A 19,414-nucleotide genomic window follows, 5' to 3' on the forward strand; every position below is an offset into this window, starting at 1 on the left:
CCCTGTAGGAGCTGCCGCAGGCTGCGATCTTTTGATCTTGATCTTTAAAAAAGCAAAATCAAAAGATCGCAGCCTTCGGCAGCTCCTACAGGGCCGAGTCAGCGCTTGGCGAGTGCGGGGAGATCGCCGATCAGTCCGAGGGCTTCGCGCACGAACAACGCCTTGGCTTCCGGCATCTGGTCGACCATTTTCAACCCGGCATTGCGCAACCAGCGCACCGGCAACGGGTCGGCCTGGAACAATCGCTCAAAACCTTCCATCGCCGCCATCAACGCCAGGTTGTGTGGCATGCGTCGACGTTCGTAACGGCTGAGGACTTTCTCGTCCGCCAAGCGCTCGCCACGAGTCGCCGCTCGCAGCAATTCTTCGGCGAGCACGGCGGCATCGAGGAACCCAAGGTTCACGCCCTGCCCGGCCAACGGGTGAATGGTGTGCGCGGCATCACCGATCAGCGCCAGGCCTTCGGCAACATAACGCTTGGCATGGCGTTGGCGCAGTGGCACGCACAGACGCGGGTCAGCGCTGAGCACAGTGCCGAGACAACCTTCAAAGGCCCGCTCCAGCGCGCGACAGAAACCTTCGTCATCCAGCGCCATCAGGTGTTCGGCTTCGCTCGGCGTGGTCGACCAGACGATCGAACACCAATCCTGCTGCCCATCGCGTTCCAGCGGCAGGAACGCCAGCGGACCGTTGTCGGTGAACCGTTGCCAAGCGGTCATTTGATGAGGTTTTGAGCTGCGCACGCTGGTGACGATGGCGTGGTGCAGATAATCCCACTCGCGCGTCGCAACGCCCGTCAGGCGACGCACCGCCGAGTTGGCACCATCCGCCGCGATCACCAGCGGTGCGCGTAAGGTGCGGCCATCGGCGAGGGTCAGCAGCCAGTCATCACCGGAGCGGCGCATCTGCTCAAGGCGTGCGTTGGCCAGCATGCCCAGATCACAGTCGTGCAAGCGATCGAGCAAGGCGTCCTGAACAACGCGATTCTCGACGATGTGGCCCAGCGCATCAGCGTGCACGCTGGTCGCCGAGAAATGGATTTGCCCGGTGCCGCTGCCGTCCCAGACGTGCATGTCGCTGTAGGGACTGCTGCGGCGGTTGGCGATGCCTTCCCACACGCCCAGACGTTCGAGAATGCGCTGGCTGGCGGCGGACAAGGCGCTCACCCGCGGTTCGAAGGGCGCCTGAGCGTCAAACGGTTTGACACTCATGGGGCTGCCGTCCAGCAACAGGACTTCCAGCCCGCTGTCTTGTAACGCCAACGCCAGGGCGCTGCCGACCATTCCGGCCCCGACAATCAGCAGATCTGCGCGCATTTCCATGCTTTAAGCCTGTCTCGCTTGCGGCTTGAGCCGCACGTAAAGGGTTTTTCCAACACGCGCTACCAGATGGCCAGCGCCGTCGTGAATATCGACCTGCAATTGCGGCAGGTATTTTTCGCCACCTGCCGTCTGCCGCCGGATCTCGTCGAGCAAGGTGTCGTCGATGTTGAATCGTGCAAACACCGGACCTTTGCCCGGCGCGATGAAATCGATGTCGGCAGCCTTGTCCCAGACGATGTAATTGCGCCCGAGGTTTTCCATCAGCATCAGCATGAAGAACGGGTCAACCATCGAATACAGGCTGCCGCCGAACTGGGTGCCTACGTAATTGCGGTTGTACCAGCTCAGACCCATGGACACCTGAACGTCACGGAAATCATCACTGATGTGCCGCACCCGAACCCCGGCGCCGAGGTACGGCGGGTAGAAATTCATGAAGCAACGCATCAACCGCGCCTTGCCGAACGTCTGGGTCAGCCACTTAAACATCAGGACGCGTACCCAAACCCATGGCCTGCCGGGCGAACCAGCGCTTGGCCGGTGGCAGCAGATCGAGGCCGAGCAGCCCAAGATTGCGGCCCATGGAAACCAGTGGCTGGGTGCTGCCGAACAAGCGCGTGACCTGATCGGAGAAGCCCACGGTCAGGTTCTGATCCAGACGCTGGCGTTCTCGATAGGCCTGCAGTGTCGCGAAATCGCCCAACGGCTGATCACTGGCGAGCAGCGCGTCGGCTAACGCCTGGGCGTCACGCAGGGACAGGTTGAACCCCTGACCGGCAATCGGATGCAGGCTGTGCGCCGCGTTGCCGAGGATCGTCAGATGCGGTCGCACCTGCTCTTCGGCCTCCACCAACGACAGCGGATACAAGTGACGCGCGCCGACTTGCTTCAACGTGCCGAGGCGATAACCGAACACGCCCTGCAATTCGCTGAGGAAACTCCGTTCATCAAGGTCCGCCAGACGTTGCGCGTCCATCCCCAGACGAGTCCAGACCAGCGCACAGCGGTTATCCGGCAACGGCAGCAATGCCATCGGGCCGTCGTCGGTAAAGCGCTCGAACGCCATGCCGTTGTGGGCTTCGCTCGGGGTGATATTAGCGATCAGCGCGCTCTGGTTGTACGGGCGTTTCTTGACGCCGATCCCCAGTTGCTCGCGCAAGCCTGAACGGCCGCCATCGGCAAGCACCGCGAGGTCGCATTCCAGCGTTGTCTCGTCGTTGAGGGTCAGGCGATAGCCGTCGGTGAGCGGTTCCATGCGCGTGACTTCCGCCGGGCAACGCCAGCTGATCACGTCCTTGTCCAGGCCTTGCCACAGGCATTGGCCGAGCCAGGCGTTCTCCACCACGTAACCCAGTGCCGGAACGCCTTCTTCCATTGCCGACAGCCGCGCCGTGGAAAAACGCCCACGGTCAGAGACGTGAATCTGTTTGATGGGCTCGGCGCGGCGGGAGATTTCCTGCCAGACGCCCAGGCGCTGATAAATCTGCCGCGCACCGAAAGATAGCGCCGTGGAACGCGCGTCATAGCTCGGTTGATAGGTATCGCCGGGAGCGAACGGCTCGATCAGTACGATCTTCCAGCCACGGGCCTTGGCCCCGGCCTGCAAGGCCAACGCCAGGCTGGCACCGACCAGGCCGCCACCGATAATCGCCAGATTGACTCGACTCATGCCGCTTGTGTCCGTGCATGCGCCATCAGCGCCTCGATCTCGGCGACGGTTTTCGGTACGCCTTTGGTCAGGATTTCACAGCCGGTTTTGGTGACCACTACGTCGTCCTCGATGCGCACGCCAATGCCGCGCCATTTCTTAGCCACGCTCTGATTGTCCGGAGCGATGTAAATCCCCGGCTCCACCGTCAGCGCCATGCCGACTTCCAGCACGCGCCATTCACCGCCGACCTTGTATTCGCCGACGTCATGCACATCCATGCCCAGCCAGTGGCCGGCGCGGTGCATGTAAAACGCTTTGTAGGCTTCGCTCGCGATCAATTCGTCAACGTCGCCCTGCAACAGTCCCAAGTCGACGAGGCCGGAGGTAATCACCCGGACCGTCGCTTCGTGCGCCTGATTCCAATGCTTGTTCGGAGCGATTTCGGCAAACGCAGCTTCCTGGGCAGCCAGTACCAACTCGTAGATCGCCTTCTGTTCCGCGGAATACCTGCCGTTGACCGGCCAGGTGCGGGTGATGTCGCTGGCGTAGCAGTCGATCTCGCATCCGGCGTCGATCAGCACCAGATCGCCGTCCTTGAGCACCGCGTCATTTTGCTGGTAATGCAGGATGCAGCTGTTGCGCCCCGCCGCGACAATCGAACCGTAGGCGGGCATCTTCGCCCCGCCTTTGCGGAACTCGTAATCGAGCTCGGCTTCCAGGCTGAACTCATACAACCCGACACGGCTAGCCTGCATCGCCCGCACATGCGCCTGGGCGGAAATCCGTGCGGCTTCGCGCATCACCTTCACTTCTGCCGCCGATTTATACAGGCGCATGTCGTGAAGCAGATGATCCAGGGCAACGTATTCGTTCGGCGGCTGGGCGCCGAGATTGGCTTTGGAGCGGATCACATTGATCCATTCCATCAGGTGCCGGTCGAATTCGGGGTTGCTGCCCATGGCCGAATACACCCTGTCGCGACCTTCGATCAGGCCCGGCAGGATGTCGTCTATATCAGTGATAGGAAAAGCGTCGTCGGCGCCGAAGTCGCGGATTGCGCCTTCCTGCCCGGCGCGCAGACCGTCCCACAACTCTCGCTCGGCGTTGCGCTCACGGCAGAACAGGATGTATTCGCCATGCAAGCGCCCTGGGATCAGGACCAGTACGGCCTGAGGTTCGGGAAAACCGCTGAGGTACTGGAAGTCGCTGTCCTGACGGTAAACGTGCTCGACGTCGCGATTGCGGATAGCCACCGCGGCGGCGGGCAGGATAGCGATGCTGTTGGGTTCCATCTGCGCCATCAAGGCCTTGCGGCGACGGCTGTATTCCGATTTAGGGATATGAATCATGGGCAGATGGCGTTCCCCTGGCATTGATCAGTGCAGCGACGGTTTGGCGGCAGCCGGCGCGTCCGGCTTCTTGGTTTCGGAGAACAGCAACAGCGGCGCGACGCGCAGGTATTCCATGACTTCCATATAGTCGCTTTCGCCGTCGTCGGACTCTTCCAGTGCGTCTTGCACCTGGGAAATGGCCGCCAGATCCTGCAGCACCTCGGTAGCTTCGGCGCTGAGGGCGCTGCTGTCGCGGCAGTTCAGGCCGAAACCGCTGAGGAAGCCCTGGCACCACTCGCCCAGTGCAGCGGCACGTTCGGCCAGCGGGGCATCGTCGGTTGGCAACAGCAGCACGACGGTGACGTCGTCGCCAGTGAGCTCGCCCTTGACCATCTCTTGCAGGCCGATCAGGGCGTTGCGGACGTTGTCCTGCGGCTCGCTTTCGAGCAGTTCGGCGGCATCAATCAGCCAACCCTCGGCGTCGAAACCGGCGCCGGCGCAGCTGCGGCCGAGCAGCAGGCCGTGCAGTTCGGCAGGCGAGACGTTATGACCGCTGGACGTCAGCAGGGTGGCGAAGGCTTGGTACGGGGAATTCTGAATGGGCATGGGCAGCTAGGCGCCAGACGGCGCTATGTCTAGAATGAAGGCCTTGTATCCTACAACGACTGCCCTGTAGGAGCGAGCCTGCTCGCGATGGTCGTCGACGATAACGCCGGGTACCTGACACCCCGCGGCGTTCTCAGGCTCATCACGAGCAGGCTCGCTCCTACAGTCCAACCCCATCAGACAGTGAAGACAATGGAAGACACCGACCTGCAAGCGCTGATGGCCAGACTCGAATTGCTGATTAGCCGAGTCGAGCAACTTAAGAGCCAAAACGGACTCTTACTAGCTCAGGAAAAGACCTGGCGCGAGGAACGCGCTCACCTCATTGAAAAAAACGAAATCGCCCGGCGTAAGGTCGAATCGATGATTTCGCGCCTCAAGGCCCTGGAGCAAGACTCATGAGTTCAAGCAATAGCGTCACCGTGCAGATCCTCGACAAAGAATATTCGATCATCTGCCCCCAGGAAGAACGCAGCAACCTGGTGAGCGCCGCCCGTTACCTGGACGGCAAGATGCGCGAAATCCGCAGCAGCGGCAAAGTCATCGGCGCCGATCGCATCGCCGTGATGGCCGCGCTGAACATTACCCACGACCTGCTACACAAGGAAGAACGCCCGGATATTCAGGCCAGCGGTTCGACCCGCGAGCAGGTACGCGACCTGCTGGATCGCGTCGATCTGGTGCTCGCGACCGATCCGGACGTCACCAAAGGCTGATTCGCGCCACCGCTTGCGTTATACTCGCATCACTCCCTGGGGTGCTTGCCAGTTGGCGATGTCCCTGAGCCGATTTGCTATACCCTGGAGGTTGCACGTTGGGCTGGTGTGCATGTCCGCTAGACGGAAAGCCTTAAAGCCTACTGCATCTTCCACCTTGAACTTTCGGGTTCAAGGGCTAAGTCGACAGCGGTACATCCGGGGAGCCTGATTCCAGTCCGATGCCGGTTTAAATACCGGCATCGGCGTTTTTACAGATCCGCTTTTTTACAGATACGCTTTCCGTACCTGTCCTGCCGAAGCCCGAATCCATGACCGAACCTGCGCTGCTCCCTCGCCCGCAACTTCGACGCATGCTGCGCAAGGCCCGCCGCGCACTGACACCCAGCCAACAGCGCCAGGCTGCTCGCGGGTTGTACAAGCAATTGGCCCAGCAACCGCTGTTTCGCCGCGCAAAACACATTTCTCTTTATTTGCCGACCGACGGTGAAATCGACCCGCGCCTGTTGCTGCGTGCCGCTCAACGTCGCGGCAAGGCCACCTATCTGCCGGTATTGAGCGCCTGGCCGCGAACCAAAATGGTGTTCCAGCGGATTCGTCCCGGCGAGAAACTCAAACCCAATCGCTTCCGCATTCTCGAACCCCGGCACAACCTCGCCCGGCAACGTAAAGTCTGGGCGCTGGATCTTGTGCTGCTGCCGTTGGTAGGGTTTGACGATGTTGGCGGGCGCCTGGGCATGGGTGGCGGCTTTTATGATCGCAGTCTGGCTTATCTGGCGCGCCGTAATGACTGGCGCAAGCCGACGTTGCTGGGGCTGGCCCATGAATGTCAGAAGGTGGAACGATTGGCTCAAGCGAGCTGGGATGTACCGTTGCAAGGAACGGTGACGGACAAGGCCTGGTATTACGCAGGCTAGACGCCACTGGAATCAGCGGCGTCGGAAAGAAAGGCTCAGCGCTTGAACGCGGTCGACTGCTGTTGCAACTGTGCCACTTCGACCGGTGCATCGGTCTTGTTGGCCCACAGGCTTTGGGCATAGCCAGTGGTTACGACGCCGAGGCCGAACAAAATGACCAAAATCCATAGTAAATCCGGTTTGCGTTTCATCGATTGCCCCCCAAAGGCACATCAACACGATGACAGCAGCGGTTTCCGTTTTGTAGGCCGTGCAGCAGCGTCAAGCTCTAAAGGCCGGCATTTTGCGGCAACGTGAACCGCTGCGCAAATGCTGGCGTCAACCGACTGTCGGTTTGTCATAAAATTGCCCGACAACCTGCCCACTGACCTCGCAAGGAGCAAAAAACATGGCTTATTGGCTGATGAAATCCGAGCCCGACGAACTCTCGATCAAAGGCCTGGAGAAGCTCGGCCGAGCGCGCTGGGACGGGGTTCGCAACTATCAGGCGCGTAATTTTCTGCGGGCGATGGCGGTAGGAGACGAGTTCTTTTTCTACCACTCCAGCTGCCCCGAGCCGGGGATTGCCGGGATCGGCAAGATTGTCGAGGCGGCTTACCCGGATCCGACGGCGCTGGAGCCCGAGAGCCATTACTTCGATCCAAAGGCCACTGCAGAGAAAAATGCCTGGAGCGCGATCGATGTCGAGCACGTCGAGACGTTTCCCAGGATATTGAAGCTGGATTATCTCAAGCAGCAGACGGCGTTGGCTGAGATGCCGCTGGTGCAGAAGGGCTCGCGGCTGTCGGTGATGCCGGTGACGGCTGAGCAGTGGGCGGCGGTTAAAGCTTTGCGTTGAAACGCCAAAAGATCGCAGCCTTCGGCAGCTCCTACAGGAGTACGCGTTACCTTGTAGGAGCTGCCGAAGGCTGCGATCTTTTGATTTTCAATCAGAGAAAGTAAGTCTTATTGAATGATCAGGTTGTTGAACAACAAATCCTCAACCACCGGCTTGCCGGTTTCGTCGTTCATGACTTGCTGGGTTTGCTTTAACGCTTCCTGACGCAGTTTTTCCTTGGCTTCGACGTTGTTCATCGTTTCGGTGGTCTGCTGGGCAAACAACGCCACCAGTTGATTGCGAATCAACGGTTCGTTGGCTTTCACTGCTTTGGTCGCCTCATCACCGGTCACCCGCAACGCCACATCAGCCTTGTAGACCTTGAGCTTCGGCGTGCCGTCCAGCCCATAGTTGCCCACGAATGGCGGGCTCAGGGTTATGTAATTGACCTTCGGCGCCGCATCTTCCTTGGCCTCTTCGGCCACCGCTGCCACAGGCAGGGACAGGGCCAGCATCAACATGATCCACGCTTTCACAATTCGCTCCTTATCCGGTTTGCGGCCTAGCATAACGACCCGCCGCTCAAGCACAAGCTTATGGCTGACTATCAGGGTCGGGCATGCTCGTTGACCCATCGACTCACACACCTACACTTATCGGCCATCACTCCCAAAGGAATAGCCCTGATGAAAGCCGTGCTGTGCAAAGCCTTCGGCCCTGCCGAATCGCTGGTGCTGGAAGACGTCGCCAGTCCTGTCGCGAAGAAGAACGAAATCCTGCTGGACGTGCACGCCGCCGGGGTGAATTTCCCGGACACGCTGATCATCGAAGGCAAGTATCAGTTCAAACCACCCTTCCCGTTTTCCCCGGGTGGCGAAGCGTCTGGTGTTGTCAGCGCGGTGGGCGAGAAGGTCAGTCACCTGACAGTCGGGGACCGTGTCATGGCCCTTACCGGCTGGGGCAGCTTTGCCGAGCAGGTCGCCGTACCGGGTTACAACGTGTTGCCCATTCCACCCTCCATGGACTTCAACACCGCCGCCGCCTTCAGCATGACCTACGGCACCTCGATGCATGCGCTCAAGCAACGCGGCAACCTGCAACCGGGCGAAACCCTGCTGGTGCTCGGCGCCTCCGGCGGTGTCGGCCTGGCCGCTGTAGAAATCGGCAAAGCCATGGGCGCCCGCGTCATCGCCGCCGCCAGCAGCGCCGAAAAACTCGCCGTGGCCAAGGCCGCAGGTGCCGATGAACTGATCAACTACAGCGAAACCAGCCTCAAGGACGAAATCAAACGCCTGACCGACGGCCAGGGCGCCGACGTGATCTACGACCCGGTGGGCGGTGACCTGTTCGACCAGGCCATCCGCGCCATCGCCTGGAACGGTCGCTTGCTGGTGGTCGGCTTCGCCAGCGGCCGCATCCCGGAGCTGCCGGTGAATTTGGCGCTGCTCAAGGGTGCAGCGGTGCTCGGCGTGTTCTGGGGCTCGTTTGCCCAACGCCAACCTCAAGACAACGCCGCGAACTTCCAGCAACTGTTTGGCTGGTTCGCCGAAGGCAAGTTGAAGCCGCTGGTGTCGCAGGTGTATCCCCTGAGCAATGCGGCGCAGGCGATCAATGATCTGGGGCAGCGTAAAGCGGTCGGGAAAGTGGTGGTTCAGGTTCGCTGAATCTGTGCATGACAAAAAAGGCCAGAACAACTGACATGGTTGTTCTGGCCTTTTCGCTTATATGACTAGAGCAACTTCCGAATATCCTGCGGCAAATACCTCACGTACCTGGAAACAGGGTTATTCAGACACTCCCTGACGATGATCGGCACCTTTCTGTTCAGCTTGGCTATCAACGCCAGACGTCGTTCATCGGTCAGCGTTGTCACAGAAAACGCGTTCGACAGATAAGCACGCGTGTAGTGGAACGCGGGAGTGTCTACCCAAGCGAGTTCCGGGGTACGAACGGTGATCTCGTTGAGATCCCGACATTTCAATTCCTTGAGCCATTTATTGAGGTGAATAGGCAGCGACCAATCGTATCCAAAAACCATCGGCGCAATCACTTCTTGCTCGGCGGGTTTCTCACCTTCGACCGTCCATGCCTTGAACCGCCACTGATCTATCGCAACCCTGGTCGCCTCCGCCAGGTCAGGATGATCGCTTTGCAGAATGCTCACCTTGCTCACCGAACCATCGGCACTGACTGTAAATTTGACCCGCACATCACCGATGATCCCGGCCCGTTGCAGTGCCGGCGGGTAAATGGGCTTGGGATTGTTCTCCGGTATCAGGAAAACCTCCCCGGCCCGGATTTCACCAGATATCGCCAGCATGAGCATCAACACAAACCACCGCATAAACCCTCCCCTTCGCACCTGAAATGCCATGTCTGGCAGCAGGACAAAGGGTAAAGATCGAGGGCTTTGAGCTGAAGGTCATGGCTTCCGGGAAAAGCGCAGGACATTTCCCAAAGTCCCGCCTTAATTCGGACAATTCAGATGCATTAAAACGATGGAGTGAACATTTCCTACGCTTGTCTCAGACAAGCGGAGCACTCGTTTGCTCGAGCTTTGATTTGCAGCGCTTGAGCCGCGCCTCCAGATTCCGGTCTGGCATGGCATGGCTACGCAAGGCGTGGGCGGTCTGTTCGACATAATCGCGAGTGGTGCCGTAGCGCCCGCAAGCGTTTTCGAACACGTGGCTCAGCACGTGGTCCGGCAAGTTGCCGGCATAACTGGGCAGATGCCGCTCCAGAACAAACCCCAGCGCCTGAACCTGGCTGCCGTCTTCAAGTCGGCAGTTGAGCCAGTGCGGGCGATAGGATGGGAATGGCATTTCCCTTTTCCACAGCGCATACAGCGAAGCGTCCAGTTGTTCTTCCGGCAAGCGGTAGGCAAAGCCGCTGCATGAACCACCGCGATCCAGGCCAAACACCAGGCCGGGCATTTCCGGCGTGCCGCGATGTTCGTGGGACCACAGGTATAAACCGCGATGGTAGCCATGCACCCGCCCGCGAACCCGTTCAACCGCCGTGCACTCGGGACGCCAGATCAGTGAGCCGTAAGCAAACAACCACACCGGCCCACCCTTGTGGCGCGCCATGGTCGATTGCATTGAGCTGAGTAATTGTTCGTGCGTGAGCTGCGGCCCCAGATCGAGCCGCGGAGGGTAAGCCAGATTCAAAATGGACGATTCAATGGCGCTCATGGCGATTAGCGTTCAGCTCCCCGCGGGTGAAGAATTACTTAATAGAACGCACCGCTGTAACAATAAGGCACATATGTTTTAAGGCAATTTAAGTGCCATGGCACAGTTCTTAATTAATTGCCTGATTGGAATATAACCTACCGGCATTTATATGATTTTATAAATACCGATAGGCTATATAGAGAGTTATAACCTGTAGGAGCGAGCCCTGCTCGCGATGGTCGTAAAACGATTACGATGGAAACCTGATACCCCGCGGTGCTCTCAGGTTCATCGCGAGCAGGCTCGCTCCTACAGTGGAGAACAGCATCAGGATCGCAGCACGAGAGCGAGGTTCAGGAGCGTGGGGCGTAGGCAAATACGTCGGCGCGCATTTGATGGGCGTCCATCCCGGCCTCGACCAGCGCATCCAGCGTGCCGTAGACCATGGCCGGTGAACCACTGGCGTACACGTGCAAGGTCTTGAGATCGGGAAAGTCTTCGCAAACGGCTTCATGCAACATGCCGCAGCGCCCCTGCCAACCGCATTGATCGCTGACGACTTTATGCAGGAACAGGTTGGGCAGCTTCAGCCACTCGTCCCAATGTTCGATTTCATAAAAGTCTTCAGGGCGACGCACGCCCCAGTACAGGTGCACCGGATGTTTGAAGCCCGTGGCGCGGCAATGCTCGATCAGGCCATGGACCTGGCCCATGCCAGTGCCCGCAGCGATCAACACCAACGGACCGTCGGGCAACTCGGCCAGGTGCGTATCACCGAACGGCATGTCAATGCGCACCATCGTGTCGCGTTGCAGCTGTTCGATCAGGTTCAGTGCACTGGCTTCGCGCGCCAGCACATGGATTTCCAGATCACGCCCGGAGGACGGCGCCGAGGCCAGGGAAAAGGACGACTTGTCGCCGTTGTCCCGATGAATCATCAGGTACTGACCGGCGTGATAACGCGGTGGCTTGCCGGCCGGTGCCCGCAGTCGCACCCGCCAGGTATCACCGCCGACGTCGGTGCAGCTGGTGACCTGACACGACAGACTGCGCACCGGCAATTCTCCCAGCGCGAGCACGCCATCCCACAGCACGATGCAGTCTTCCAGCGGCTCTGCTATGCAAGTGTAGAACTCGCCATGGTCACGCACATTGCCCGCCTGCTTGACGCGCCCTTCCACCAGCAACGCGGCACACACGTGGCAGTTGCCGTTGCGACAGCTTTGCGGGCATTCATAGCCCAGACGGCGTGCGCCATCGAGAATCCGCTCGCCGGGCAAAATATCCAGCACCGCGCCGGAGGGCTGCAAGGTTACACGCATCAATCTATTCCTAACTGATTCCAGATGGCATCGATCCGCTGGGTCACGGCTTCGTCCTTGACGATTACCCGGCCCCACTCGCGCGTGGTTTCGCCCGGCCATTTATGCGTGGCATCGAGCCCCATCTTCGAGCCCAGGCCGGACACCGGCGAGGCGAAGTCGAGGTAATCGATCGGTGTGTTTTCGATCATCACCGTGTCGCGCTTGGGGTCCATGCGCGTGGTGATGGCCCAAATCACATCGTTCCAGTCACGTGCGTTGATATCGTCGTCAGTGACGATAACGAACTTGGTGTACATGAACTGTCGCAAAAACGACCAGACACCGAGCATTACCCGCTTGGCATGACCCGGATACGACTTCTTCATGGTCACGACGGCCATGCGGTACGAGCAGCCTTCGGGCGGCAGGTAGAAGTCGGTGATCTCCGGGAACTGCTTCTGCAGAATCGGCACGAACACTTCGTTCAGCGCCACGCCGAGAATAGCCGGCTCATCCGGCGGACGGCCGGTGTAGGTGCTGTGGTAAATCGGTTTGGTCCGGTGGGTGATGCGCTCGACGGTGAACACCGGAAAGCTGTCGACTTCGTTGTAGTAACCGGTGTGGTCGCCGTACGGGCCTTCATCGGCCATTTCGCCCGGATGGATCACGCCTTCGAGGATGATTTCGGCGGTGGCCGGCACTTGCAGGTCGTTGCCCCGGCACTTCACCAACTCGGTGCGGTTACCGCGCAAGAGACCTGCGAAGGCGTATTCGGAGAGGCTGTCGGGCACCGGGGTCACGGCGCCAAGGATGGTCGCCGGGTCAGCACCCAGCGCCACGGCCACCGGGAACGGCTGGCCCGGATGCTTCTCGCACCACTCGCGGTAATCCAGTGCGCCGCCACGGTGGCTCAGCCAGCGCATGATGACTTTATTGCGGCCAATCACTTGCTGACGGTAGATGCCGAGATTCTGCCGGTCCTTGTTCGGGCCTTTGGTGACGGTGAGGCCCCAGGTGATCAGCGGCGCAACGTCGCCCGGCCAGCAGGTCTGCACCGGCAGTTTCGAGAGATCGACGTCGTCACCTTCAATGACCACTTCCTGGCAGATCGCGTCTTTGACGACTTTTGGCGCCATCGAGATGATCTTGCGGAAAATCGGCAGCTTGGACCAGGCGTCTTTCAGACCCTTCGGCGGCTCGGGCTCCTTGAGGAATGCCAGCAGCTTGCCGATCTCGCGCAACTCGCTGACCGCTTCGGCGCCCATGCCCAACGCTACGCGCTCGGGGGTGCCGAACAGGTTGCCGAGCACGGGAATGTCAAAACCCGTGGGCTTTTCGAAAAGCAGGGCCGGGCCCTTGGCGCGCAAGGTGCGGTCGCAGACCTCGGTCATTTCGAGCACTGGGGACACCGGAACCTGGATGCGCTTGAGTTCGCCGCGCTGTTCCAGGCCGCTGATAAAGTCGCGCAAGTCGCGATACTGCATGCGTAAGCCTCGTGTTGGCCGTGGCGTTCGGGGCAGGCAGTTTAGCGCCGAACCCTTCGGTTCAGAACCACGAACTGCCGCTTGATCAAAAATCAGATAGCAAAAAGCCGGGTTTCCCCGGCTTCTTGGCCTGTTCGACTTACTTGCGTTTCATCGACAGGAAGAACTCATCGTTGGTCTTGGTCGTTTTCAGCTTGTCGACCAGGAACTCGATGGCAGCGACTTCGTCCATCGGGTGCAGCAGCTTGCGCAGAATCCACATGCGCTGCAACTCGTCGTCAGCGGTCAGCAACTCTTCGCGGCGGGTGCCGGACCGGTTGATGTTGATGGCCGGGAACACGCGTTTTTCAGCGATACGACGATCCAGAGGCAGCTCCATGTTGCCGGTGCCTTTGAATTCCTCGTAGATCACTTCGTCCATCTTCGAGCCGGTCTCAACCAGCGCGGTGGCGATGATGGTCAGCGAGCCGCCTTCTTCGATGTTCCGCGCGGCGCCGAAGAAACGCTTCGGTTTCTCCAGGGCGTGGGCATCGACACCACCGGTGAGCACTTTGCCGGAGCTCGGGATCACGGTGTTGTAGGCACGGGCCAGACGGGTGATGGAGTCGAGCAGGATCACCACGTCCTTCTTGTGTTCGACCAGGCGCTTGGCCTTCTCGATCACCATTTCGGCAACCTGCACGTGGCGGGTTGGCGGCTCGTCGAACGTCGAGGCAACCACTTCGCCGCGCACGGTGCGCTGCATTTCGGTTACTTCTTCCGGACGTTCGTCGATCAGCAGTACGATCAGATGAACTTCAGGATTGTTACGAGCGATGTTTGCCGCGATGTTCTGCAGCATGATTGTTTTACCGGCTTTCGGCGGTGCAACGATCAGACCACGCTGGCCTTTGCCGATCGGGGCGCACAGGTCGATGACACGACCGGTCAAGTCTTCAGTGGAACCGTTACCGGCTTCCATCTTCATGCGCACAGTCGGGAACAGCGGGGTCAGGTTCTCGAAGAGAATCTTGTTTTTCGCGTTTTCCGGACGGTCGAAGTTGATCGTGTCGACCTTGAGCAGCGCGAAATAACGCTCGCCTTCCTTCGGAGGGCGGATCTTGCCAACGATGGTGTCACCGGTGCGCAAGTTGAAGCGACGGATCTGGCTCGGCGAGACGTAGATATCGTCTGGGCCGGCGAGATAGGAGGCGTCTGCAGAGCGGAGGAAGCCGAAGCCGTCCTGGAGAATCTCCAGCACGCCATCACCGGAGATTTCCTCGCCGCTTTTCGCGTGCTTTTTCAGCAGGGAGAAAATCACGTCCTGCTTGCGCGAACGGGCCATATTTTCTATGCCCATCTGTTCGGCCAATTCGAGCAGTTCGGTAATCGGCTTTTGCTTGAGTTCAGTCAGATTCATATAGGAATGACGTAATCATTTATGGAGGGGGGAAATTAAGCTTTTGGCTTAATGAGGCCGCGCCGCGGAGAAGGCGACAGGATCGCGTACTTATTCGAAAAGGAGAGCGTCGGCGACGGCTAGCAGGGGGCACTGGAGAAACCAGCGCGGGGCCGAATGTAACACCTGAGTTTCGGAGCGTCTAGCCCTCAATAACGAAAAAGCCCCGCAATATGCGGGGCCTTTCTTTGACACGCTACAACGACGCTTAGATGTTGGCGTCGAGGAAAGCCGCCAGCTGCGACTTCGACAGTGCGCCGACCTTGGTCGCTTCAACGTTGCCGTTCTTGAACAGCATCAGGGTCGGGATACCACGCACGCCATGCTTGGCCGGGGTTTCCTGGTTTTCGTCGATGTTCAGTTTGGCAACGGTCAGCTTGCCTTTGTAAGTCTCGGCAATTTCGTCCAGAACAGGAGCGATCATTTTGCAAGGGCCGCACCACTCAGCCCAGTAATCGACCAGTACAGCGCCTTCAGCCTTGAGTACGTCGGCCTCGAAGCTAGCGTCGCTAACGTGTTTGATAAGATCGCTGCTCATGGAATTCTCCAGGGTTGTAAGCAAAAAAACGTGGCCCATCATAGCCGCCCTTCCCCTGTTCAGGAAGCCGCAGATGATTGAGTCTCGCTATGGTGGTCCATGAGTTTGGGTATAGCCCAAGTCACGCCGTGGCGGGAGCGACGAATGCAATGCCGGTGCGCAGCGCAGCGTTGCGTACGTGTTCGTGCATGGCCTTCTGCGCGGCCCCGGAGGCCCGCCGGGCCAGCGCCCGAAGGATTTTGCGGTGTTCCTGCCAGGTTTCCATGGCGCGCTCTGCCCGGATGAACGGCAGCTTCTGGCTCTCGAGGAAGATGTCGGCGCTGGCAGTCAGGATGCTCAGCATCGCCTGATTGCCGCTGGCAAGAAGGATGCGTCGGTGAAATTTGAAGTCCAGGCGTGCTGCCGCATCGAAGTCTCCGGACTTCAGTTCATTGCGCATCGCGGCAACATTGTCTTCCAGCGCATCGAGTTCATCGGTACTCAAGGTCACGGCGGCCAATCCGGCGGCGAACCCCTCCAGCGCATAGCGCAACTGGAAGATATCCAGCGGCGAAGCCTGGGCCGCGAACGGCCAGCCGGGCGCCGCATCGCCGCGCGGCAGCTCCACCGGTGCCTGCACGAACACGCCTTTGCCCGGCTGGATACTGATCACCCCCAGCGCACTGAGCGACGACAACGCCTCCCGCAATGACGCCCGACTGACGCCCAATTGCACGGCAAGGTCCCGTTGCGAAGGCAACGCATCCCCCGGCCCGAAACCCTGCTCGGTAATCAGTTTGCGGATGGCTTGCAGCGCCACTTCGGGTACGGCACGGGAGATCGAGTTCATGGTTTTCCAGACGAACCAGGCCAATGTGCGGCCAGTTGTAAAGCTATTCGCCGCGTCCGGCAAGTCGTGCCCCATGGGGGTTCGGGAATTTTCACAGGTGCGCTATCGAGGTGCGAAACAACACCTGACTGTTCAGACCAGTAAGACCTTGAGACGCCAGCAAAACCGAGGCCTGCCGACCCGAATAGCCCATGTTGGCATGGCCCATGCTCTGTCGAATCGCAGAATTCACACCTCGCCGATTCGGAGATTTGCCATGACCCAGCGTTACAGCGCCCTCCTCGCTGCCCTGTTTGCCAGCCTGATGCTGAGCCAGGCACCCGCCCACGCCGACGGTCTGGAGGATGTGGTCAAGCGCGGCGTCCTCAAGGTCGCCGTGCCACAGGACTTCCCGCCCTTCGGCTCGGTCGGGCCGGACATGAAGCCGCGCGGCCTCGACATCGACACCGCCAAACTGCTGGCCGACCAGCTCAAGGTCAAACTCGAACTGACCCCGGTCAACAGCACCAACCGCATTCCGTTCCTGACCACCGGCAAGGTCGACCTGGTGATTTCCAGCCTCGGCAAGAACCCCGAGCGCGAAAAAGTCATCGATTTCTCCCGTGCCTATGCGCCGTTCTACCTCGCCGTATTCGGTCCGCCAGACGCCGACATCAAAAGCCTGGACGACCTCAAGGGCAAGACCATCAGCGTCACCCGTGGCGCCATCGAAGACATCGAGCTGACCAAAGTCGCCCCTGAAGGCGTGACCATCAAGCGCTTCGAAGACAACAACTCGACCATCGCTGCCTACCTGGCCGGTCAGGTCGACCTGATCGCCAGCGGCAACGTGGTGATGGTGGCGATCAGCGAGAAGAGCCCGAAACGCGTGCCTGCACTGAAAGTGAAGCTCAAGGATTCGCCGGTCTACGTCGGTGTGAACAAGAACGAGCCGGCGCTGCTGGACAAGGTCAACCAGATCCTCGTCACCGCCAAGAGCGACGGCGCGCTGGAGAAAAACGCCATGACCTGGCTGAAAGAACCGCTGCCGGCCGACCTCTGATCCGGCACGCAGGAGACACGTTATGGCTTATCAGTTCGATTTCTTGCCGGTGGTGCAAAACACCGATCTGCTGTTGCGCGGTGCGTTGTTCACCCTGGAGCTGACGGCCATCGGCGCGGTGCTCGGGGTGGGCCTGGGCATCGTTGGGGCACTGGTGCGGGCGTGGAACATCCGCCCGTTCGCCGGCATCTTTGGCGTTTACGTCGAGTTGATCCGCAACACGCCATTCCTGGTGCAGTTGTTCTTTATCTTCTTCGGCTTGCCGTCACTGGGCGTGCAGATTTCCGAATGGCAGGCCGCCGTGCTGGCGATGGTGATCAACCTGGGGGCCTACTCCACCGAGATCATTCGTGCGGGCATCCAGGCGATCCCCCGGGGTCAGCTGGAAGCCGCCGCGGCGCTGGCGATGACGCGCTTCGAAGCCTTTCGCCACGTGGTGTTGCTGCCAGCACTGAGCAAGGTCTGGCCGGCCCTGAGCAGCCAGATCATCATCGTCATGCTCGGTTCGGCGGTCTGCTCGCAGATCGCCACCGAAGAGCTGAGCTTCGCCGCCAACTTCATTCAATCGCGCAACTTCCGCGCCTTTGAAACCTACGCCCTGACCACGCTGGTCTACCTGTGCATGGCGCTAATGATCCGCCAACTACTGAACTGGATCGGCCGCCGCTACATTGCAAGGAGTGCCCAATGAGCGATTTCACCTTTTGGGACATCGTGCGCAACCTGCTCACCGGCCTGCAATGGACGCTGGCGCTGTCGCTGGTGGCGTTCATTGGCGGCGGGCTGATCGGCCTGTTGATCATGGTCATGCGCATTTCCAACAAATCTCTGCCACGCAACTTCGCCCGGACCTACATCGAACTGTTTCAGGGCACGCCGCTTTTGATGCAGCTGTTTCTGGTGTTTTTTGGCGTGGCGTTGGCCGGAATCGAGATTTCGCCGTGGATGGCGGCGGCGATCGCGCTGACGCTGTTCGCCAGCGCTTACCTGGCGGAGATCTGGCGCGGCTGCGTCGAATCAATCCCCAATGGCCAGTGGGAAGCCTCGTCGAGCCTGGCGCTGAACCCGCTGGAGCAATTGCGCTACGTGATCCTGCCGCAGGCCTTGCGCATCGCTGTGGCACCGACCGTGGGCTTCTCGGTGCAAGTGGTCAAAGGCACCGCCGTGACCTCGATCATCGGTTTCACCGAACTGACCAAGACCGGCGGCATGCTCGCCAACGCTACGTTCGAACCGTTCATGGTCTATGGCCTCGTCGCCCTCGGCTACTTCTTGCTCTGCTACCCCTTGTCGCTCAGCGCGCGCTATCTGGAAAGGAGACTGCATGCCTCTGCTTAGAATTTCCGCTCTGCATAAATTTTACGGCGACCACCATGTGCTCAAAGGCATCGACCTGAGCGTCGAGGAAGGCCAGGTGGTGGCGATCATCGGGCGCAGCGGCTCGGGCAAATCGACCTTGCTGCGTACCCTCAACGGGCTGGAATCGATCAACGACGGCGTCATCGAAGTCGACGGCGAATACCTCGACGCCGCCCGCGCCGACCTGCGCAGCCTGCGGCAGAAAGTCGGCATGGTGTTTCAGCAGTTCAACCTGTTCCCGCACCTGACCGTGGGCGAAAACGTCATGCTCGCGCCGCAAGTGGTGCAAAAAGTCCCGAAAGCCAAAGCCGCCGAACTGGCGCGACAGATGCTGGAGCGGGTCGGGCTCGGGGAGAAATTCGACGCCTTCCCGGACCGCTTGTCCGGCGGGCAGCAACAGCGAGTGGCGATTGCCCGCGCCCTGGCGATGTCGCCGAAAGTGCTGCTGTGCGATGAAATCACCTCCGCCCTGGACCCGGAACTGGTCAACGAAGTGCTGAGCGTGGTCCGGCAACTGGCCAAGGAAGGCATGACGCTGATCATGGTCACCCACGAAATGCGCTTCGCCCGGGAGGTTGGGGACAAGTTGGTGTTCATGCATCAAGGCTTGGTGCATGAGGTCGGCGATCCGAAAGTGTTGTTTGCCAATCCACAGACGGCGGAATTGGCGAATTTCATTGGGACCGTCGAGGCAACAGGCTAATTATCTGTGGCGACGGAGCTTGCTCCCGCTCGGCGGCGCAGCGGTCGCAAAACCTCTACTCGCGATTTCCAGCTGAAATCGGGGTGTAGGTCTTTAGGGCCGCTTCGCAGCCCAGCGGGAGCAAGCTCCCTCGCCACAAGAGTTGTGTTGGATCAAGGCTTTGAACACTGCGCGTTGGCGT

23 protein-coding genes and 1 other RNA gene are annotated in these 19,414 nt (G+C 59.8%); 10 read left to right on the top strand and 14 right to left on the bottom strand.

The genetic code is table 11. The annotated features are described in order from the left end of the window. Positions 1-98: 98 nt before the first annotated feature. The 5 genes from NL64_RS08230 to NL64_RS08250 are packed head-to-tail and all read right to left on the bottom strand — an operon-like array spanning position 99 to position 4,910. Entirely contained in the window at positions 99-1,316 is a 1,218-nt protein-coding gene (locus tag NL64_RS08230; protein ID WP_172668654.1) for a 2-octaprenyl-3-methyl-6-methoxy-1,4-benzoquinol hydroxylase, read from the bottom strand. A gap of 9 nt (positions 1,317-1,325) precedes the next feature. Continuing rightward, a complete protein-coding gene (locus tag NL64_RS08235; RefSeq protein ID WP_034147643.1) occupies positions 1,326-1,811 on the bottom strand; it encodes a DUF4442 domain-containing protein in 486 nt (161 codons plus the stop codon). Further along, positions 1,804-2,991, bottom strand: coding sequence for a 2-octaprenyl-6-methoxyphenyl hydroxylase (gene ubiH, locus NL64_RS08240; protein WP_034147644.1), 1,188 nt, complete (start codon positions 2,989-2,991; stop codon positions 1,804-1,806). The genes NL64_RS08235 and ubiH overlap by 8 nt, the downstream gene beginning before the upstream one ends. Continuing rightward, on the bottom strand, positions 2,988-4,322 hold the full coding sequence (gene pepP, locus NL64_RS08245; RefSeq protein ID WP_034147645.1) for a Xaa-Pro aminopeptidase: 1,335 nt from the start codon (positions 4,320-4,322) through the stop codon (positions 2,988-2,990). The genes ubiH and pepP overlap by 4 nt, the downstream gene beginning before the upstream one ends. 27 nt (positions 4,323-4,349) lie before the next feature. Further along, positions 4,350-4,910 carry a YecA family protein gene (locus tag NL64_RS08250; RefSeq protein WP_034147646.1) on the bottom strand — a complete coding sequence of 187 codons (561 nt, stop codon included), beginning with the start codon at positions 4,908-4,910 and terminating at the stop codon, positions 4,350-4,352. A 192-nt stretch (positions 4,911-5,102) separates the two neighbouring features. Here NL64_RS08250 and NL64_RS08255 point away from each other — a divergent pair, with 192 nt between their 5' ends. From NL64_RS08255 to NL64_RS08265, 4 genes are all read left to right on the top strand, one after another. Further along, entirely contained in the window at positions 5,103-5,312 is a 210-nt protein-coding gene (locus NL64_RS08255; RefSeq protein WP_007942437.1) for a TIGR02449 family protein, read from the top strand. Beyond that, a complete protein-coding gene (locus tag NL64_RS08260; protein WP_008055229.1) occupies positions 5,309-5,626 on the top strand; it encodes a cell division protein ZapA in 318 nt (105 codons plus the stop codon). The genes NL64_RS08255 and NL64_RS08260 overlap by 4 nt, the downstream gene beginning before the upstream one ends. A gap of 30 nt (positions 5,627-5,656) precedes the next feature. Beyond that, a non-coding RNA gene (ssrS, locus tag NL64_RS29435) (6S RNA) lies at positions 5,657-5,835 on the top strand. A 102-nt stretch (positions 5,836-5,937) separates the two neighbouring features. Continuing rightward, positions 5,938-6,543 carry a 5-formyltetrahydrofolate cyclo-ligase gene (locus NL64_RS08265; protein WP_032831317.1) on the top strand — a complete coding sequence of 202 codons (606 nt, stop codon included), beginning with the start codon at positions 5,938-5,940 and terminating at the stop codon, positions 6,541-6,543. A 35-nt stretch (positions 6,544-6,578) separates the two neighbouring features. On the opposite strand, the gene NL64_RS30355 is transcribed toward NL64_RS08265, so the two are convergent. After that, positions 6,579-6,734 carry a hypothetical protein gene (locus NL64_RS30355; protein ID WP_008048702.1) on the bottom strand — a complete coding sequence of 52 codons (156 nt, stop codon included), beginning with the start codon at positions 6,732-6,734 and terminating at the stop codon, positions 6,579-6,581. A gap of 197 nt (positions 6,735-6,931) precedes the next feature. On the opposite strand from NL64_RS30355, the gene NL64_RS08270 reads away from it, so the two are divergent. After that, positions 6,932-7,381, top strand: coding sequence for an EVE domain-containing protein (locus tag NL64_RS08270; RefSeq protein ID WP_034147647.1), 450 nt, complete (start codon positions 6,932-6,934; stop codon positions 7,379-7,381). Positions 7,382-7,488: 107 nt separating this feature from the next. On the opposite strand, the gene NL64_RS08275 is transcribed toward NL64_RS08270, so the two are convergent. Continuing rightward, entirely contained in the window at positions 7,489-7,896 is a 408-nt protein-coding gene (locus NL64_RS08275; protein ID WP_034147648.1) for a flagellar basal body-associated protein FliL, read from the bottom strand. Positions 7,897-8,046: 150 nt separating this feature from the next. Between NL64_RS08275 and NL64_RS08280 the strand changes: the two genes are divergently transcribed. After that, the gene (locus NL64_RS08280; RefSeq protein ID WP_034147649.1) at positions 8,047-9,024 is read left to right on the top strand and encodes an NADPH:quinone oxidoreductase family protein; all 978 of its coding nucleotides are present in this window, start codon (positions 8,047-8,049) and stop codon (positions 9,022-9,024) included. A 65-nt stretch (positions 9,025-9,089) separates the two neighbouring features. On the opposite strand, the gene NL64_RS08285 is transcribed toward NL64_RS08280, so the two are convergent. The 7 genes from NL64_RS08285 to NL64_RS08315 form a co-directional block, all read right to left on the bottom strand. After that, the gene (locus NL64_RS08285; protein ID WP_034147650.1) at positions 9,090-9,704 is read right to left on the bottom strand and encodes an energy transducer TonB; all 615 of its coding nucleotides are present in this window, start codon (positions 9,702-9,704) and stop codon (positions 9,090-9,092) included. Between the two features lie 181 nt (positions 9,705-9,885). Further along, entirely contained in the window at positions 9,886-10,554 is a 669-nt protein-coding gene (locus NL64_RS08290) for a gamma-glutamylcyclotransferase (RefSeq protein ID WP_034147651.1), read from the bottom strand. A 335-nt stretch (positions 10,555-10,889) separates the two neighbouring features. Beyond that, complete coding sequence (locus NL64_RS08295) at positions 10,890-11,858, bottom strand: CDP-6-deoxy-delta-3,4-glucoseen reductase (RefSeq protein WP_034147652.1); 969 nt, start codon at positions 11,856-11,858, stop codon at positions 10,890-10,892. Further along, positions 11,858-13,324, bottom strand: a complete 1,467-nt coding sequence (gene ubiD, locus NL64_RS08300) for a 4-hydroxy-3-polyprenylbenzoate decarboxylase (RefSeq protein WP_034147653.1) — start codon at positions 13,322-13,324, stop codon at positions 11,858-11,860. The genes NL64_RS08295 and ubiD overlap by 1 nt, the downstream gene beginning before the upstream one ends. A 139-nt stretch (positions 13,325-13,463) precedes the next feature. Further along, positions 13,464-14,723, bottom strand: coding sequence for a transcription termination factor Rho (rho, locus tag NL64_RS08305; protein WP_003206716.1), 1,260 nt, complete (start codon positions 14,721-14,723; stop codon positions 13,464-13,466). A gap of 247 nt (positions 14,724-14,970) precedes the next feature. Beyond that, positions 14,971-15,300, bottom strand: a complete 330-nt coding sequence (gene trxA, locus NL64_RS08310; RefSeq protein ID WP_003206727.1) for a thioredoxin TrxA — start codon at positions 15,298-15,300, stop codon at positions 14,971-14,973. A gap of 121 nt (positions 15,301-15,421) precedes the next feature. Further along, positions 15,422-16,129 (bottom strand): FadR/GntR family transcriptional regulator, encoded by a 708-nt coding sequence (locus NL64_RS08315; protein ID WP_034147654.1) that lies wholly within the window; start codon positions 16,127-16,129, stop codon positions 15,422-15,424. 256 nt (positions 16,130-16,385) lie between these two features. Here NL64_RS08315 and NL64_RS08320 point away from each other — a divergent pair, with 256 nt between their 5' ends. The 4 genes from NL64_RS08320 to NL64_RS08335 are packed head-to-tail and all read left to right on the top strand — an operon-like array spanning position 16,386 to position 19,233. Continuing rightward, positions 16,386-17,171 carry a transporter substrate-binding domain-containing protein gene (locus tag NL64_RS08320; protein ID WP_034147655.1) on the top strand — a complete coding sequence of 262 codons (786 nt, stop codon included), beginning with the start codon at positions 16,386-16,388 and terminating at the stop codon, positions 17,169-17,171. A 22-nt stretch (positions 17,172-17,193) separates the two neighbouring features. Next, positions 17,194-17,862 carry an amino acid ABC transporter permease gene (locus NL64_RS08325; RefSeq protein WP_034147656.1) on the top strand — a complete coding sequence of 223 codons (669 nt, stop codon included), beginning with the start codon at positions 17,194-17,196 and terminating at the stop codon, positions 17,860-17,862. Then, positions 17,859-18,509 carry an amino acid ABC transporter permease gene (locus tag NL64_RS08330; RefSeq protein WP_034147657.1) on the top strand — a complete coding sequence of 217 codons (651 nt, stop codon included), beginning with the start codon at positions 17,859-17,861 and terminating at the stop codon, positions 18,507-18,509. The genes NL64_RS08325 and NL64_RS08330 overlap by 4 nt, the downstream gene beginning before the upstream one ends. Next, positions 18,496-19,233: an amino acid ABC transporter ATP-binding protein gene (locus NL64_RS08335; RefSeq protein WP_034147658.1), complete on the top strand. Its 738-nt coding sequence runs from the start codon at positions 18,496-18,498 to the stop codon at positions 19,231-19,233. Before NL64_RS08330 ends, NL64_RS08335 begins: the two co-directional genes overlap by 14 nt. Positions 19,234-19,414 lie beyond the last annotated feature (181 nt).

Origin of the sequence: Pseudomonas fluorescens (genome assembly GCF_000802965.1) — a bacterium.
In the GTDB taxonomy this organism is placed as follows: Bacteria; Pseudomonadota; Gammaproteobacteria; order Pseudomonadales; family Pseudomonadaceae; genus Aquipseudomonas; species Aquipseudomonas fluorescens_A.